The 15,407-nt window shown below is 58.0% G+C and carries 16 protein-coding genes and 1 other RNA gene; 5 read left to right on the top strand and 12 right to left on the bottom strand.

Annotation, left to right across the window (positions count from 1 at the left end; genetic code table 11):
* Positions 1-7: 7 nt before the first annotated feature.
* Positions 8-1,198 carry a class I SAM-dependent rRNA methyltransferase gene (locus FH039_RS01505; protein ID WP_139679943.1) on the bottom strand — a complete coding sequence of 397 codons (1,191 nt, stop codon included), beginning with the start codon at positions 1,196-1,198 and terminating at the stop codon, positions 8-10.
* A gap of 70 nt (positions 1,199-1,268) precedes the next feature.
* On the opposite strand from FH039_RS01505, the gene FH039_RS01500 reads away from it, so the two are divergent.
* On the top strand, positions 1,269-1,577 hold the full coding sequence (locus FH039_RS01500; protein ID WP_139679942.1) for a DUF5748 family protein: 309 nt from the start codon (positions 1,269-1,271) through the stop codon (positions 1,575-1,577).
* Positions 1,578-1,591: 14 nt separating this feature from the next.
* Here FH039_RS01500 and FH039_RS01495 read toward each other — a convergent pair whose 3' ends face one another.
* The 3 genes from FH039_RS01495 to FH039_RS01485 all read right to left on the bottom strand — a co-directional run bounded on the left by FH039_RS01495 (position 1,592) and on the right by FH039_RS01485 (position 4,682).
* Positions 1,592-2,722 carry a tripartite tricarboxylate transporter permease gene (locus FH039_RS01495; protein WP_139679941.1) on the bottom strand — a complete coding sequence of 377 codons (1,131 nt, stop codon included), beginning with the start codon at positions 2,720-2,722 and terminating at the stop codon, positions 1,592-1,594.
* Complete coding sequence (locus FH039_RS01490) at positions 2,704-3,870, bottom strand: hypothetical protein (RefSeq protein WP_139679940.1); 1,167 nt, start codon at positions 3,868-3,870, stop codon at positions 2,704-2,706. Before FH039_RS01490 ends, FH039_RS01495 begins: the two co-directional genes overlap by 19 nt.
* A 65-nt stretch (positions 3,871-3,935) precedes the next feature.
* Positions 3,936-4,682: an ATPase domain-containing protein gene (locus FH039_RS01485; RefSeq protein ID WP_139679939.1), complete on the bottom strand. Its 747-nt coding sequence runs from the start codon at positions 4,680-4,682 to the stop codon at positions 3,936-3,938.
* A gap of 244 nt (positions 4,683-4,926) precedes the next feature.
* Here FH039_RS01485 and priL point away from each other — a divergent pair, with 244 nt between their 5' ends.
* From priL to FH039_RS01470, 3 genes are read left to right on the top strand one after another with little or no spacing between them, the layout of a single operon-like run.
* Positions 4,927-6,141 carry a DNA primase large subunit PriL gene (gene priL, locus FH039_RS01480; protein ID WP_139679938.1) on the top strand — a complete coding sequence of 405 codons (1,215 nt, stop codon included), beginning with the start codon at positions 4,927-4,929 and terminating at the stop codon, positions 6,139-6,141.
* Entirely contained in the window at positions 6,134-7,174 is a 1,041-nt protein-coding gene (priS, locus tag FH039_RS01475) for a DNA primase catalytic subunit PriS (RefSeq protein WP_139679937.1), read from the top strand. Before priL ends, priS begins: the two co-directional genes overlap by 8 nt.
* On the top strand, positions 7,171-7,926 hold the full coding sequence (locus FH039_RS01470; RefSeq protein ID WP_338064603.1) for a DMT family transporter: 756 nt from the start codon (positions 7,171-7,173) through the stop codon (positions 7,924-7,926). The genes priS and FH039_RS01470 overlap by 4 nt, the downstream gene beginning before the upstream one ends.
* A 77-nt stretch (positions 7,927-8,003) precedes the next feature.
* Here FH039_RS01470 and rnpB read toward each other — a convergent pair.
* The 4 genes from rnpB to FH039_RS01450 all read right to left on the bottom strand — a co-directional run bounded on the left by rnpB (position 8,004) and on the right by FH039_RS01450 (position 10,719).
* An RNA gene (rnpB, locus tag FH039_RS01465) (RNase P RNA component) lies at positions 8,004-8,325 on the bottom strand.
* Positions 8,326-8,367: 42 nt separating this feature from the next.
* Positions 8,368-9,990 (bottom strand): hypothetical protein, encoded by a 1,623-nt coding sequence (locus FH039_RS01460; protein WP_139681547.1) that lies wholly within the window; start codon positions 9,988-9,990, stop codon positions 8,368-8,370.
* A 40-nt stretch (positions 9,991-10,030) separates the two neighbouring features.
* Complete coding sequence (locus FH039_RS01455; protein ID WP_240703242.1) at positions 10,031-10,312, bottom strand: hypothetical protein; 282 nt, start codon at positions 10,310-10,312, stop codon at positions 10,031-10,033.
* Entirely contained in the window at positions 10,312-10,719 is a 408-nt protein-coding gene (locus tag FH039_RS01450; RefSeq protein ID WP_139679936.1) for a DUF61 family protein, read from the bottom strand. Before FH039_RS01450 ends, FH039_RS01455 begins: the two co-directional genes overlap by 1 nt.
* A 220-nt stretch (positions 10,720-10,939) precedes the next feature.
* Here FH039_RS01450 and glnA point away from each other — a divergent pair, with 220 nt between their 5' ends.
* Entirely contained in the window at positions 10,940-12,265 is a 1,326-nt protein-coding gene (glnA, locus tag FH039_RS01445; RefSeq protein ID WP_139679935.1) for a type I glutamate--ammonia ligase, read from the top strand.
* Here glnA and FH039_RS01440 read toward each other — a convergent pair.
* From FH039_RS01440 to FH039_RS01425, 4 genes are read right to left on the bottom strand one after another with little or no spacing between them, the layout of a single operon-like run.
* Positions 12,262-13,119: an EamA family transporter gene (locus FH039_RS01440; RefSeq protein WP_139679934.1), complete on the bottom strand. Its 858-nt coding sequence runs from the start codon at positions 13,117-13,119 to the stop codon at positions 12,262-12,264. The genes glnA and FH039_RS01440 overlap by 4 nt on opposite strands.
* 9 nt (positions 13,120-13,128) lie before the next feature.
* Positions 13,129-13,890 (bottom strand): NAD+ synthase, encoded by a 762-nt coding sequence (locus tag FH039_RS01435; protein ID WP_139679933.1) that lies wholly within the window; start codon positions 13,888-13,890, stop codon positions 13,129-13,131.
* Complete coding sequence (locus tag FH039_RS01430) at positions 13,887-14,363, bottom strand: hypothetical protein (RefSeq protein ID WP_139679932.1); 477 nt, start codon at positions 14,361-14,363, stop codon at positions 13,887-13,889. Before FH039_RS01430 ends, FH039_RS01435 begins: the two co-directional genes overlap by 4 nt.
* Positions 14,364-14,395: 32 nt before the next feature.
* A complete protein-coding gene (locus FH039_RS01425) occupies positions 14,396-15,403 on the bottom strand; it encodes an ABC transporter ATP-binding protein (protein WP_139679931.1) in 1,008 nt (335 codons plus the stop codon).
* Between the last annotated feature and the right edge of the window lie 4 nt (positions 15,404-15,407).

Below are 15,407 nucleotides of genomic sequence, written 5' to 3'. Positions count from 1 at the left end.
CCGAACATCACTTTATGTCCTCCACGTAGAGGAAGAGCGCCTTGAGGTACTCGGTGTCCTTAGAGGCCATCAGTATCGGGTGGTCGGGGGCCTGCGTCCTGTAGGGCTCAAGGAGCCGGAGGAACTTGCCGGCCTTTGCGGCGGCCGCAATAACCATGTCCTTGAAGGCCTGCATATCGACGTGCTGGGAGCAGGATGCGGTGACCAGAACGCCGCCCTCCTTAACGAGCTGCATGCCCGCGTAGTTCACGTTGAAGTACGCCCTGAGCCCGCGCTTCAGGTCCTTCTCGTGCTGGACAAAGGCGGGCGGGTCGAGGATCACGACATCGAACTTCTCGCCCCTCTTTATCATGTCCTCCATGACCTGGAACGCGCTCCCCACGACGTACTTCATCCTGTCATCCACGCCGTTGAGCTTGGCGTTCTCCTTCACCATGTTTATCGCCCAAGGGGACTTGTCGACGGCGACAACTTCGTCAGCTCCAGCAACAGCCGCGTGTATTGCGAAGCCACCGGTGTAGGTGAAGACGTCGAGAACCCTCATCCCAGGCTTGACGTACTTCTCCAAAGCGATGCGGTTCTCCCTCTGGTCGAGGAAGAAGCCGGTCTTCTGACCGCGCATGTCCACGATGAACTTGGCCTTTCCTTCCTCGATTATGGTGCGGTACTTCTCCTTTCCCAGCAGAACCCTCTCTATCTCCGGCAGGCCCTCCCTGCGCCTTGAGCGTCCTGTGTTTTTCTCAAAGACCGTCTCGATTTCCGGTTCGGCCTCCATTATTGCCTCGGCAACGTCGAGCTTAAACCTCTCCATGCCTATGCTCGAAATCTGGACGGATGCAATCTCGTTGAAGCGGTCAACTATGAGGCCGGGCAGATAGTCCGCCTCGCCGTACACCATGCGGTATGCCTTGTCGTAGCCGAGAACCTTCTTGCGGTACTCGTTAGCCCTCATGATCCTCTCGCGGAAGAGCTCCTTGTTAACCTCCGTGTGCTCGTCCTGGGTTATGAGCCTGACCATGATGTTGGAGTTCGGGTTGATGAATCCCCTGCCCAGGAACTTACCCCCGCGCGTGTAGACCTCCGCTATGTCACCCGGCCTTATCTCGCCCTCGGTTCTCACGACCCCCTTCTTGAAAACTATCATCGCACCCTTGCCTATCGCTCTCGCAGCCTGAGCGTCAACTATAACCTTCGCCATCTCTCACCACCGGTGGAAGTTCGGCGATAGGTATATAACCCTTAGCGTCCTATACTATGCTGGTGATTCTATGCACTTCGAGGTAGTGAAAGAGTTTCTTGAGGAAACCGGGGCGGATTGGATAGAGATTGACGGCGAAATCCACCTCGAGCCAGAGGTCTTCTACGAGGTCTGGAAATACGTCGGCCAGCCGGACCTCGAAACGTACGTCATCGAGGACGAGGTCGTCGAACCTGGTTCTTACGATCCGCCCGAGATGAAGTACACTGAAATGAAGACGGTGAAGGTCAAGAAGGCATACTTCACCACCCTCGACGGCAAGAAAATCGTAACCGACTACGTTGAGCTCCAGAAGATTCTGAAGGAGAAATCCGTCTGAACCTCTTCCCCTTCTTATCCGATTATTATGGGGAGCATCAGCACCCCCATGCAGTTCGTCCTTCTGACTCCAAGCACCATCGCCAGCAGTCCAATAATCACGCCCCCTGAGAGAGCAATCAGACCCGTGACGCCATCAAATAGATACGAAAGAACCACGAGGATCACGAGGACAGAGGAGTTGAGCGCCCCGTATGGAACCCACCTGAGCAGACGGAGTATGAGGGCGGCGAGGAGCTCGCCATAGAGGAGAACCGCCATCGAAACGAAGAGGGCCACCAGGAGATAGAAGGCCATGGCCTCCCCAGGTAAGGGGAACATCAGCGCCACGATACCGTTTCTCCTCCTTCCGGTTGAGAGGAAATTGGCGAAGGCGAAGAGAAAGTTGGCCGTGTTCACGGAGAACACGACGGTCAGGAAGGAACGCTCGTCCTTCGAAAGGAAGGAACCGAGGAGGGCCGCCTGAGAGGCCGTGAAGGCCGGAACCAGCGAAGCCACCATGCCCAGTGCCGTTCCCAGGGCCGAGAAGCCCAGAAAGCGGCCCCTATCCAGGAGAATCTCCCCGTCCCCGGCATCTATCGGGCGCGTCCTCTCTTCCAGGATCGAAAGAAGGATAACAGGGACCCCAAACAGGCCCGTGAAGAGGTGGTAGAAAGGCTGGGAGAGCCCCAGTCTGAAGGTCAGCATTCCGAGAATCCCTGAGAGAAAGAACACGAGGAGGGCGAAAAACCTCTTCAGCCCGGGCTCCGTCAGCACCAGAAAAACCGCGAGCAGAAAAACGAGGAAGCGACCCACAGCAGGGCGGTACAGCGGCGCGAGATGGAGGTACAGGGGCATCGCGGGAATCGCCATCAGAACGGCCAGGAAGCTCGCCCACAGGGCCAGCCTCACCACCTCCATCGCCCGCCCCCTGAGAACGAGCCTGTGTGCAGGGAGGATTCCAAGGGCCGTCCCCTCGTCGGGAACCCCGAGGAAGGCCGAGGGAATCACATCGAGGAAAGTATGGGTAAGGCCCATGGCGAAGAGGACGAGGTTATCGCGAATCCCGGCGCTCGAAAGAAATGCTGCCAGGGTATTGACGTGGATTCCCGGCGAAACGCCGCTGAGCGTTCCACCCGCTATGCCGGTCAGCAGTTCCCGGAGCACACGTCATCACCCGACTCGACCTCAAAGGCCGGCATGTCCCGATAGGTCGCGAAAAAGCCGTAGGCGGTGACGGTTTCGTTTTCATCCAGCCTTATTCCCAGGGACTTCCTCAGCTTGAGGAGCACCCAGCAGTTACCGCTCGTCACGTTGGCCAGGCCGAAGCCGCTCCTGTAAACCCTAACCCACGAGACGTTTCCACTTATCCTGGCGAAGCTCCCCTCCGAGAAGTTACAGATGGAGTTCGGAAGCAGTTCCCTAGGCATCATCACCGTGCAGTTGAGGCAGAGCAGTGAGGAGGGCCTCCTCAAGGCCTCGACGCGGAGCAAATCCCCAACCCTGGCGGAGAAACCGTAGAGCCTCAGGTCGGCGCAGTCGAGTTTCAGGGAGCGGCCCGTTCCGAGGACGGTGCAGTTGCCGACGGCTGTATCACCTATCCGCGCGCCCTGGATGGGTTTCCTCTCCGCGGTTCCGAGTACATGGATGTCTTCCCGGGAATCAACGAAGAGGGAGACCCTGGAGTAAAGCCTGACGATTCCAAGAACCCGGACTCTCTGGCCCGGCTCAAGCTCCAGGCCGTAGGGAGGGTAGACAGCTATCTCCTCGCTGCCGTTCCAGAGGAGCATCCGCCTGCCGGAGTAGAGGACGGTTCCCTCCACTTCCCAGGGCATCCCATCGACGGGGCCGTCGGGGAGACCAAGCCGCCGGTAGCGGATGGGGTAGAACTTCCCGCCGTGCCAGAGGCCCTCGGCGATGACCATTTCGCCCTTGGCCACTTCTATCGGGAGCGCAAGCCGTATCTTTGAGGGTGTGAGGAGGTAGTATCCCCGCGAGGGCCAGTAAGCCCCGGTCACCGAGTCAAGGGGGAACGTCGGTTCCGTGGGTTCCACGCTCTCGGGTCTCACCCGTGGACCTGAGGTTGAGTTGTGCGGGACTCCAGTAACCCGGTAAACCATTCCAACGTCGAGTGAGGCATAGACCCCGATGCTCTCCGTGCCGTTGGTCAGGATGGAGAAGCCCTCCTCCGAATATACGCAGAGGCCAACGAACGCGCTGGACTCGACCCGGCTTTCACCCATGGCCGCCAGCGCAGTTAAAACCACGGCGGAGCCTACCAGCAATACAAGCGCAAGTCTTTTGTCAGTAACCATGATAAAAAGTAACCACCAGACCTTAAAAAACTTACTCCAACTTCAAGTACTGTGAGAGATGGGGTTTAGTACACCTCACCGCTTGGGTAGACCACTATACCCTCCTCGGTTATTTCAAAGGGGTACTTCTTCATCGAGTGCTTGGTTTCGCGCATCTTCCTTATCAGGAGGTAGCGCTTCAGCTCGACCTCTTTCTCAACGAAGTCGAGAAGGACAACACCCCTTGCAATGTACTCCTCTATACCGTAGCGGCTTATTTTACCCCTTCCGGGGTCGGGAGCCTCGGTGGTCAGTATTGAAGCAACACCCATCTCCAGGAGGATAGTGTTCAGCTGGAGCAGGACCTCCCTTATCCTGGACTCGTCATGCAGTCTGAAGGCGATGGAAGGGATTGAGTCGATCACAAGCCTTTTGGCATTGATTGCCTTGACGACACGGTAGATGTAGCGAAGGAAGTCCTCCGTGTTAAGGTTGCCCTCAAGCACGTACTGCTCCTCCGATGGAAGTCCAACGACCGCGCTTACACCATCGACGATGGCAATCTTCTTCTCGCGCTCCAGCCTCTCGAGATCCCACCCGAAGGTGGCCATCTCCTTCCTGAGGTCCTGAGCTCTCTCCTCAAGGGTAACGATAACGGCAGGTTCGTTATACAGCTCGGCTCCCTTGTACGCAAACTGAACTGCAAAAGTCGTTTTCCCACTACCTGTTGGACCAGTGACCAGAACGGTAGTACCTTTGGGAAAGCCTCCCTGAATTAAGTCATCAAAGCCAGGGATGCCGCTCTTCACCCTCTCCACCACGTATCTCCCCATTTAAATCACCCTTGAACGCTAGTTGGCAATGCTTTGACCCGATCACCCACTCTAATATAACTTCTGGATTGAAAAGAATATAAAACTTTTGGAATTCCACCCACGTCACTCCTCCGTTGGTGGGATAAAGTCCAAGATTTTTCTTTCATGGGAAAGATTCTCTGAGAAACGGGATACCTTTCCAACAAAACATTTTTTTGCCCGTTGGCAATAATCGAGACCAATACCCTGAAGAGGTGAAGCCATGCTGGATCCATTCGGGCCCGAGGCCAGGCGGCTCGTTAAAGATGAGTTCGGTGGAATAACCGAGCTGCTCATGATAATACCATCGTACGTTGGGATCGATGCCGCCCTCGAGAGGGTTAGCTGGATAAAGTCCGGGGAAATACCCGAGGGCATCCTTGAGCTGGAGGGGATACGGGATCTGCTCACGTTCTACGCACTACTTGGGGCGCTGGCCTTCTCACCTTACGGCCTCGAGAGGGAGGTAGTCAGGGAGGCCAACCTGAGGATATACCACCGGAGGATACTGCAGAGAGGGACGCTCGTGGGGGTTTCCACACCCCTCGAGGCGGTTTCCGGCGGCGAAATCCCCGAAAGGGACAGAACCATACTCGAGAGAACCCACCACAAGGAGCTGTCCCCCGACGAGAGAAGGAAGCTGCGGCTGGGATACAGGATACACCTGTCAAAGTTCCTGGAGCTGTGGGAGGGCTCCCTCAAAGAGGTCTACGTGCGGAACGGATACGCGTACCTTACGGAGGAGGGGGCCACTGAGCTGTGGAAGCGCTCCTTCGAGAGGAACTTCGAAAGGGCGGTGAACCTGCTCTACGAGATAAGGGACGAGCTGCCCGACTACTACCTCCGGCTCTACGAGAAGCTCGGCGAAATAGCGCGGGAGCACTACAAGGAGAGGCTTGAAAGGATGGGCTCAGCGGAGGCTCAACCGCTGCGCTTCGACCTGTTCCCGCCGTGCGTCAAGATTGCCCTGGGCGGCGTTCCCTCGGGCCTCAGGAACTACGCCATAACCGTTCTTCTGACGAGCTTCCTGAGCTATGCCCGGCTCTGCCCTAATCCCCCCAGGAGGGACGTGAGGATAAGGGACTGCGTGAGCGACCTGGGCGTTGTGGAGAGGGAGATACTGCCCGTGATCATCGAGGCCGGCAACCGCTGTTCACCGCCCCTCTTCGAGGACCAGCCCCACGAGGTAAAGAACATCTGGTACCACCTCGGCTTCGGCCTCACGGACAGCCCTACCCTTGAGGACAGCGGGAACTCAACCTGGTACTTCCCGCCCAACTGCTCCAAGATACGGGCCAACGCGCCGGAGCTCTGCAGGCCGGACAGGGACTGCAGGAACATCAAGAACCCCCTGACCTACTACCTCAGGAAGCTCTACCTCGAAAGGAAGGGAGAAGGCGAGGGTGGAGAAACGGACGGCGGTGAGGAAAATGGGTGAGCTCCTCAGGGAGATGACGAAGGAGGAGAGGGCGCTCTACTACAGACGGGAATGGAGCGCGAAGAGATTGCCCGATTTCATCGTCAGAAACCTCGAGAACAGGGAGTTCGGATTCGACCACACCGGCGAGGGGCCGAGCGACAGGAAGAACGTCTTCCTCGACGTCCGCGACCTGGAGGACTACGTAAAGACAACCGCCCCCTACGCGGTCTATTCCAGCGTCGCCCTCTACGAGGAGCCCAAGGAGATGGAGGGCTGGCTCGGGGCCGAGCTCGTTTTCGACATAGACGCCAAGGACCTGCCCCTGCGGAGGTGCTCCCACCTCCATGAGCACGGCCGGGTGTGTCCGATATGCCTCGAGGATGCGAAGGAGCTGGCGAGGGACACCCTCGTGGTTCTCAAGGAGGACTTTGGCTTCGAGGATGTCCACGTAATCTATTCCGGCAGGGGCTATCACATCCGCGTTCTGGACGACTGGGCGTTAAAGCTCGACGGCAAGGCCAGGGAAAAGGTTCTGGCATACATCAGTGCCGCGGAGGAGATAACTTTCGATGACATCCAGAGCAGGAGGATAATGCTTTCCTCCGGCTATTACAGGGTCTTCCGGCTCAGGTTCGGGTACTTTGTAAGGAGGGCCAACGAGAACCACCTATTCAACATAGGCCTGAAAAAGGGCCAGGTTGAGAAGGTCCTGGGAAGCAGGGAGGAGATATACGAGGGCTTCGTGCGGAAGGGGCTCTTAACCGCGTTTCCCCAGGGGATAGGCTACAAAACTCTGACAAGGCTGTTTTCCCTCTCGAGCACGTTCTCAAAGGCCTACTTTGACGGCCGCGTTACGGTCGATGTTAAGAGAATCCTCCGCCTCCCGTCGAGCCTGCACTCGAAGGTCGGACTCGTGACGACCTACATCGGCTCGGATGAAAGAAAGCTCGAAAGGTTTAACCCCTTCGAGGACGCGGTTCCGGGGTTCAGGAAGGAGGAGGTCAGGGGAGCCTACGAAGAATGGCTGGAAGAGCACGGGGATGCACTGTGAACGGAAGGATAAAAATCGCCACGGCGATGCTGATATGGGGCAGCGTGGGGATATTCGCACGCTTCTCAAACCTATCCGGCCTAGGGGTCGCCTTCTTCAGGGTGTCCCTCGGCGCCCTCCTGCTCCTCGCCATCCTTGCCGGAAAGAATGAATGGCTCCAATCGCTCCCCCCACTCCTGAGGGCCAGATGGAAGCCCCTCCCGGCACTGGGCGTTTCCCTCGCCTTAAACTGGGTTTTCCTCTTCACGGCGTTCAACTACACCACCATAGCCAACGCGGTTCTCGTCTATTATATAGCGCCGATAATAGCGACGGTTATCTCGTGGCGCTTCCTCGGTGAGAGACTGAGCCTGAAGAGCTGGCTCCTCATAGGCACCGCATTCACGGGGCTTATCCTGATCATGAGCGGTCAGAACATCGATTTGGGCAACAGAGACTTCGTCGGAATCTTACTAGCCCTGACGGCGGCCTTCTTCTACGCCCTGATACCGAATCTCGGGAGATTCCTGCGCGGGATCGACGGCAAAACGCTGACGTTCCTCCAGCTCGCGATAGCATCGCTCGTGCTCGCCCCGTTTATGGCGGTTTCAGGCGTTGGGGAGCCGGCCTGGTGGGCGGTTCTCGTCCTCGTCGGAGTCCACACCGTTCTGGCGCTGTTCCTCTACATGGACGGGCTCAAAGAGGTGGAGGTCAACGAGGCGGCCCTGCTGAGCTATCTAGACCCAATGAGCGCGTGGTGTACGCGTTTCTGATATTCGGAGAGGTTCCAGGGGTTAGAACGGCACTCGGAGGGGCCCTGATACTCCTCGCATCCCTGCTGGACATTAGGGCGAGGGGGTCGTAGCCCGCCTTCTGTCTCAAGGGGACATTCGACTGAGCGGCCTACCACGGGGCTCGCACCGGGACTTCATCGCCCCTCCCTCGGCCTTGCACCCCGCGGGACGGCCGTTTCACCGGTCCCCGACGGGTCGTCTGCGGGTTAGCTCGGAGCCCGTCGCCGGGTCCTTCGCCGCTTTCATCCCCATACCCGCCGGGACGTGTCGTTTCTGCGCCGTTGCCCTCCCTCTCGGGAGGTGCCTCGCGGCACCGCGGCCCCGGTGAGGTGGGCGGAACTTCCTCGGGAGCACCCCGAGAGTCCCCGACCCCCTCGCCTGAAGGGGAATGGAGAAGAGGGGAATAAAAAAGTTTGGTATTCACTTCTTCTTTGGAAGCTCCCTGTTCTCCTTAAACTCCGGCTTCTTGGGCCTCTTGAACCTGCCCAGGGGGGAGCGCCTCCTGGGCTTTGGCCTGACGCGCTTCTTTCTGGCTCCTTCCGAGCGGTTCAGGTAGTAGAAGGCACCCACCGCCAGGAGGATGAAAGCCACCGCCACGAGGCCGATCCAGAGGCCCCTGGAACCACTGCCACCGCCGATGGTAGTGGTGTTTGATGGTGCGGTGGAGGAGGTCGTGGGCGTGGGGGACGAGGTCGTGGTCGTCGGCGCAGGGGGCTCCAGGTAGAGCTCTCCCTTCGCGGTGCTCGTCTCCCCCGCCGCGGTGAGGGCAAACTCGTAGTAGACGGTCTTCCCCACGGGGACCTCAAACTTCACCGTTATCTCGCTGGTCCCAGGGGGTATGGATTCCTCTATGGAGTCCTTGTACAGCACCCCATCGTCCGAGGATATCCTGTAGGTGAGAACGCCGTTCACACTCCCGTCCCCAGGGTTTTCGACGGCGAGCTTGAAGAGCACCTCATCGCTGGCGGTCCTCTCGTAGGAGACGTTTGCAAGCACCGGGGGAGCCGAAACGGTGTAGGTAACGTTGCCTTCTCCTATCAGGCGTTCACCGAAGGTCAGTTTTATGACGGCCGTGATGGAGCCCGATACGTTCGTTGGGAGGGGAACTTCGAGAACCGTCGTACCCCCTCCAATCTCCTTTGGCTCCACGGCCCTCGATATCAGCTCCCCGTCACGGTAGGCCTCAACCGTCAGGTTCATTCCGATGAGCCTCTCGGAGAGAACCGTCACGTACGCCCTGTTGTCCTCGTTCACCTTCACCTCATCGGATTTCAGGGACATCCCCACCAGCGTGACCCCGAACTTTACGGGGAAGTCCTTGGAGTACCGGTAGGTGCCCCCATCGTACATGAGGAGATAGTGGAGCCGGTACGTCCCGGGGGGAAGGTCGTATCCGACGGGCACCTCAAACCGGACGAGGTTGTCCCCGGGTACGAAGGTCAGCGTCCTGTTCTCGAAGAAGTAGGTTTTTCCATCCCTGACCAGGGAGACCTGCCCCACCGCGGAGACGTTCCCGCGACCGATGTTGGTGACGTGGGAAAAAACAGCTATGGTCTCCCCGTTCAGAACATAGGATGAGCCTGGCCTGCCCTGAACGTAGGCCTCGACGTCGCCAAACTTTAGGGAAGAGCCCATCACGGTAAGGGCCACATCAACCGGAACAAGATATATGAGGCCGTTTTGCGTCGATGCAATAAAATTGAGCCGAAGTGTGTAATTGTCGGGGGAGACGTTGCGCGGGCACTCCAGCCGATAGCGCACGGTGTGGGTATCGCCCCCCTGCCAGTCGGTGAACACTGACGGAGAGATTGTGAAATTGAACCCGTTAACACGGTTCATGTTCTCATCAAACACCAGGAAACCCCTGTAGCTAACTACATGATAGGTGAATCCAACGGTGCTCCTGAGAGTCAGTACCCCCTCGGAGTAGTCGCCCCTCACAACCGAAATTGCGTCGGAGGTCACAAGTCCGGATTGGGCGGAGACAAGGTGAGCGGTGGAAAGCAGCAACAGGGACAGCAGTAAAACGCCCGCCTTTTTCATAAACCTCACCGGTCATTATTAAGTCCAATTGGATATAAATTTACCTACCGTACAGGGACAGAAAGCACCCGGAGAGGATGAGAAAAACCGTGAACGCAATAAAAAGCCAGTACGCACGGATACCTGAGACGTGGGGGCGGATTATCATACCGAGGATCAGGAGCATTGCACCATACAGGCTGGCAAAAATCCCCAGGGCAAGGTTAACGGGAACCCCTAGAATCATCATGACGCCCAGAATGGCCCCCGCCAGCACGGTGACGTGGGGCACCGTGAAGGTCAGGTAGTCCCTGAGAACCTTGGTGTCCTCGTCCATGGTCATCACTCCGCTATGAACGCGTAGGTTGTGGTGGTCGGGAGAGCCCGTCTAATCCTCGGGAGCAGGTAGCGGGGATAAAGCTCCTCGTCCTTTTCCTCAAGGATGCTGTAGTTACCAAGGACTTTATCTATGACCTTGACCTCAATGCGCCCCCTGACCCTGAAGTAGCCCCTGTGGAGGGTGCTTATCTCCAGGACTATGGGCACCCTGAGGCGCTCGCACTCATCACCGTCCACAAGGCCCCTCAGGTACTCGAGCTCGGAGCGCCGGAAGTAGTGATAGCTCCCGTCGCGGAGCCTAACTCCTGGCTCCCCCTCCGCCAGGAGCTGGGAAAGGGTGGGACGAAGCGCGGGAAGGTGAAGGTTCATCCTCGCTATCTCGCGGTTCAGTATGTCCTCCGCTTTTGTCATGTTTATGGCTACGGCCGGAGCACAAAAAGCTTTGTTTAACATTAAAATGTAAATTTCAGCTGATTTTGACAATGGGATGAACATTTTGCTGTCAAAGGGGGAAAGTCCCACACACCCGCTCGTCATAGTGACAAAAATCCAGTAAAAAGGCTTTTATCAGATTGTTCGTTCAGTAATTTGGCATAAAAACTGAACGTTAAAGCAGTTAATGGTGATAAAAATGAACGAAATTTCCACGGTTGGAATTGGTCATGGGGCAAGGTCTCCGGGGTTCGTCCAGCTGGTCTTCGTCGACATCAACGGGGTTCCAAAGGGCATGGAGATACCCGTGGATAGATACGAAGACGCGCTGGCGGAGGGGATAGCCTTTGACGGCTCCTCAATTCCGGGCTTCCAGGGAATAGAGGACAGCGACCTCGTTCTGAAGCCCGATCCGACCACCTACGCAGAGGTTCCGTGGGAGGGAATAGCGAGGGTCTACGGATACATCTACAAGGACGGAAGCCCCTACGGCGCGGATCCGAGGGGGGTGCTCAGGGCGGCGATCGAGAGGCTTGAGAAGGAGGGATTCAGGGCATACATCGGCCCGGAGCCGGAGTTCTACCTCTTCAAAAAGAACGGAACCTGGGAGCTCCACATCCCCGACAGCGGGGGCTATTTTGACCTCGTCACCCTCGACAGGGCCCGCACACTGAGGAGGGAGATAGCGCTCTACATGCCGGCCTTTGGCCTCGTCCCGGAGGTTCTCCATCACGAGGTCGGGAAGTCCCAGCACGAGATAGACTTCCGCTACGATGAGGCCCTCAAAACGGCGGACAACATAGTCAGCTTCAAATACATCGTCAAAGCGGTAGCCGAGATGCGCGGTTTATACGCGACCTTCATGCCCAAGCCCATCCACGGATTTCCCGGGAACGGGATGCACCTCCACATAAGCCTCTGGAGGGACGGGGAGAACGCGTTCATCGGGGAGGACGGCCTCAGTGAGACCGCACTGCACTTCCTCGGCGGTCTGCTGAAGCACGCGAGGGCCCTCTCAGCCGTCACGAACCCGACGGTGAACAGCTACAAGCGCCTCGTCCCCGGCTACGAGGCCCCCGTTTACATCAGCTGGGGCTACCGCAACAGGAGCACCCTGATAAGGGTCCCCGCGTTCTGGGGCAACGGAGCCAGGATAGAGTACAGGTGTCCGGACCCCAGCGCCAACCCATACCTGGCATTCGCGGCGGTTCTAATGGCCGGACTCGACGGAATAAAAAGAAGGCTGGAGCCGGAGGCGTACACCGAGGCAAACGTCTACGAGATGGAAGACTCCGAGAGGGCCGGACTCGGGATAGGTACCCTGCCCGGAAGCCTCGGGGAGGCCCTTGACGAGCTGAAGAGGGACCGGGTCGTCAGGGAGGCCCTGGGCGGTGCCTACGGGAACTTCGTGGAGTACAAAGAACGCGAGTGGGAAGACTACCTGGAGTACCTGGCCTCACGGGACATTCCCCCGGAAACAAAGAAGGTGACGGAGTGGGAGCTCGAGAGGTACTTCCACGTCTAGCGGGCTTCCTTCGGCCCCTCCTTCTCCCCCATGTGCACTATCATTGAGCCCCCTATGATCAGGGCGGCGCCGGCGAGCTGTGCCGCACTCAGCCTCTCGCCAAAGAGAACGAACGCCAGGACTATGGCGACCACGGGTTCTATGGTGGCAACTATGCTGGCCCTGCTGACCTCAACCTCCTTCAGCGCGTGGTTGTAGAGGATGTAACCGAGAAACGTTGGGAAGAGCGCCAGTGCGAAGAGATACGGAACCGCCGCCGTTGGGACGCTGAAGTCAGTGAAGGGAAGGAGGAACAGGAGTCCAAACAGGAGGGTGTAGAAGAGGGCCTTCTCGGGCTCCTCCTTCCTCACCGCGAGCTTGGCCAGAACCCCGTAGAGAGCGTAGGTCAGTCCGGTCAGGAGGCCGAAGAGGAGCGCCCGGGTCGAGAACTCGGCCCCGGAACCGTTGACGAGGACTACGCCCGCCATGACCATGAAGAGGGCGATGAGCTTCTCCCTCCTCAGGGGCTCTTTGAAGATCAACCTGCCCAGGACTATCGAGTACACCGGGGCGGTGTAGAGGAGGAGAACCGCGAAGGAGACCGATGAGATGGTCACGGTGTAGAAGTAGAGGGTGTAGAAGAGGAAGATGCTGAAGAATCCGTAGATGGCGTAGAACTTCAGCCTCTCCCTCCCTATGGACAGTCCAATCCCCCTGAGCTCAAGGTACGTACCGAGGAGCATCAGCGCGAAGAGAACGCGGTAAAAGACCATCGTGAACGGGCTGAGGCCGAAGCCGTCGAGGTACTTGGCAAATATCCCAAGGGTACCCCAGCTAGACGCGGCTAGAAAAACTAAGAGGTATCCCCTCCTCATGGACTCACCTCAGAGGGCAGGGCCAACCGGAAGGCGCCTCTTGTGCTCGCTGCCCTTTACCAGTCTTTCGACGTATTCGACCCTCTCGACGCTTATTCCAAGCTCCCTCGCTATTTCAGCCTTCTCCATTCCAAGGTCAATCATGCGCCAGAGTATCTCGTCGAGGAGGCGGTAGCTTATCCCGAGCTCGTCCTCGTCCGTCTGTCCCTCCCACAGGCCGGCCGACGGCTTCTTTTTGATTATCCTCTCCGGAACTCCAAGGAGCTTTGCTATCTCCCAGACCTCGGTCTTGTAGAGGTTTATGAGCGGGGCGTAGTCGCTGGCACCGTCACCCCATTTGGTGAAGTATCCCGTGAGAACCTCGCTCCTGTTGCTGGTTCCGAGGACGAGGTAGTTTTTGGCGTTGGCGTGGGCATAAAGCAGGACCATCCTCGTCCTTGCCATCACGTTTCCCCTGCTCCTGGTGTCGAGCCCCCCAACGGCCCTCTCGAACTCATCGACGATGGGTTTTATGTTGACCACCTTGTAGTCAATCCCCAGGCTCTCGCAGACGAGCCGGGCGTCGTCAAGGTCGCGGTTCTCGTAGTAGGGCATTATCAGGCCAAGAACCCGCTCCTTTCCGAGGGCCTCCACGGCGAGATATGCGACGGTGGCGCTGTCTATGCCCCCGCTTATACCAACGACGACGCCATCGGCGCCGGCTCCATCAACGCTCTCCCTTATGAACCCGGTTATCCTCTCAATGACGGCGCTGTAATCAAGCTCCCTCATCTCCTACCCTCCTTCACGTCCCTCAGCAGCTGGGAGTACCCCATGAAAGCCATAACGACTCCCACAAGCATCAGCACGAAGGCCACCACCGAGTAGATGGCGTAGGGGTAGTCAACGGCCGTCGCGCTGTAAGTATAGTTCACGCTCCCGTTAAAAATGTATATCACCGGCCTCTCGCTCGGGTGGAGCGTTATCTCGCGGTTCACAAGCGTGTAGTTGGTCATTTCGGTCCCCTGAAGCAGGGAGAGGTTGGCACCCGAAGAGGAGAGGATCAGCGTTCTGTTGTGGTACAGGTACTCAGTCTCGAATTTATCATCACCCAGGTAGTGCATTCCCTCCCCAAGGGTTCCGCTGGCAGAGTAAACCTTGCCAACGCGGTAGAAACCCGCCGCGGATATGACGAGGGCGAGGACGAGCATTATCAGACCGGCCCTGAGAAGAGGGTACTCCATGGCATCCCTGAACGTTCCCATAGGCATCACCCAGAGTAAAGAAAAGAAGAAGATCAGTACTTGCCGACGAGGTGGCACTCGGCGAAGTGGTTGTGCTCGTACTCGACGAGCTGCGGGTGCTTGGTGTCGCAGAGTCCCTTCTGGGCGTAGATGCACCTCGGGTGGAAGCGGCATCCGGGCGGTATGTCAACGGCGTTGGGAACCTCACCCTTGATGGGCAGCTCCTTGATGACGTTCCTGCGCTCCGGTTTGGGCTCCGGAACGGCGGAGAGCAGTGCCCTTGTGTACGGGTGGAGCGGGTTGTCGATGACCTTCTCTACCGGTCCCATCTCTACAATCCTGCCCAGGTACATGACCGCCATCCAGTCGGCGAAGTACCTGGCGGTGGACATGTCGTGGGTGATGTAGAGGTAGGTGACGCCCATCTTCTCCTTGAGCTCCTTCATCAGCTCGAGAACCTCTGCACGGATGGACACGTCAAGCATCGAGACCGGCTCGTCGGCGACGACGAAGGTCGGGTTGAGGATGAGGGCCCTGGCTATGGCCACACGCTGCCTCTGACCACCGGAGAGCATGTGCGGGAACCTGCCGACGTAGTCCTCCGGCGGGGTTATCTTGACCATCTCGAGGGCCTTGTAGATGAGCTCCTCGCGCTCGGCCTTGGTTTCACCGATGCCGTGTATGAGCAGCGGCTCCTCGAGGATGTCGAATATCCTGAAGCGCGGGTTCATCGAACTGAATGGGTCCTGGAATATCATCTGCACATGCCTGCGGTAGTTGAGTATCTCCTCCCTGGTCTTGACGTGGGTGACGTCGTTGCCCTCAAGGTATATCCTTCCGTCCGTCGGCTCGAGGAGCTTGACGATGAGCTTTCCGGTGGTGGACTTACCACAGCCGCTCTCACCAACCAGTGCGAAGACCTGCTGCTTGTATATCTCGAAGCTTATGCCGTCAACGGCGTGAACCTTCTTCTGCGGGGCACCCTTGATGGTGTCCACGAAGCCTCTCTTGATGGGGAAGTACTTCTTGAGGTTTTCAACTTTAAGTACCGGCTCGGCCATTTCT

The organism is Thermococcus indicus, assembly GCF_006274605.1.
GTDB classification, from domain to species: Archaea; Methanobacteriota_B; Thermococci; order Thermococcales; family Thermococcaceae; genus Thermococcus; species Thermococcus indicus.
Note: the sequence above shows the minus strand (reverse complement) of the source record. Positions and strands in the feature narration are given on the sequence as shown.

Bases quoted from the DNA above. Each gene is read 5' to 3' on its own strand.
- FH039_RS01500 (WP_139679942.1), top strand. From the start codon at position 1,269: ATGCACTTCGAGGTAGTGAAAGAGTTTCTTGAGGAAACCGGGGCGGAT.
- FH039_RS01490 (WP_139679940.1), bottom strand. From the start codon at position 3,870: ATGGTTACTGACAAAAGACTTGCGCTTGTATTGCTGGTAGGCTCCGCC.
- FH039_RS01485 (WP_139679939.1), bottom strand. From the start codon at position 4,682: ATGGGGAGATACGTGGTGGAGAGGGTGAAGAGCGGCATCCCTGGCTTT.
- FH039_RS01435 (WP_139679933.1), bottom strand. From the start codon at position 13,890: ATGAGGGAGCTTGATTACAGCGCCGTCATTGAGAGGATAACCGGGTTC.
- FH039_RS01425 (WP_139679931.1), bottom strand. From the start codon at position 15,403: ATGGCCGAGCCGGTACTTAAAGTTGAAAACCTCAAGAAGTACTTCCCC.
- FH039_RS01450 (WP_139679936.1), bottom strand. From the start codon at position 10,719: ATGACAAAAGCGGAGGACATACTGAACCGCGAGATAGCGAGGATGAAC.
- FH039_RS01505 (WP_139679943.1), bottom strand. From the start codon at position 1,198: ATGGCGAAGGTTATAGTTGACGCTCAGGCTGCGAGAGCGATAGGCAAG.
- glnA (WP_139679935.1), top strand. From the start codon at position 10,940: ATGAACGAAATTTCCACGGTTGGAATTGGTCATGGGGCAAGGTCTCCG.
- FH039_RS01440 (WP_139679934.1), bottom strand. From the start codon at position 13,119: ATGAGGAGGGGATACCTCTTAGTTTTTCTAGCCGCGTCTAGCTGGGGT.
- priS (WP_139679937.1), top strand. From the start codon at position 6,134: ATGGGTGAGCTCCTCAGGGAGATGACGAAGGAGGAGAGGGCGCTCTAC.
- priL (WP_139679938.1), top strand. From the start codon at position 4,927: ATGCTGGATCCATTCGGGCCCGAGGCCAGGCGGCTCGTTAAAGATGAG.
- FH039_RS01430 (WP_139679932.1), bottom strand. From the start codon at position 14,363: ATGGGAACGTTCAGGGATGCCATGGAGTACCCTCTTCTCAGGGCCGGT.
- FH039_RS01455 (WP_240703242.1), bottom strand. From the start codon at position 10,312: ATGACCATGGACGAGGACACCAAGGTTCTCAGGGACTACCTGACCTTC.
- FH039_RS01460 (WP_139681547.1), bottom strand. From the start codon at position 9,990: ATGAAAAAGGCGGGCGTTTTACTGCTGTCCCTGTTGCTGCTTTCCACC.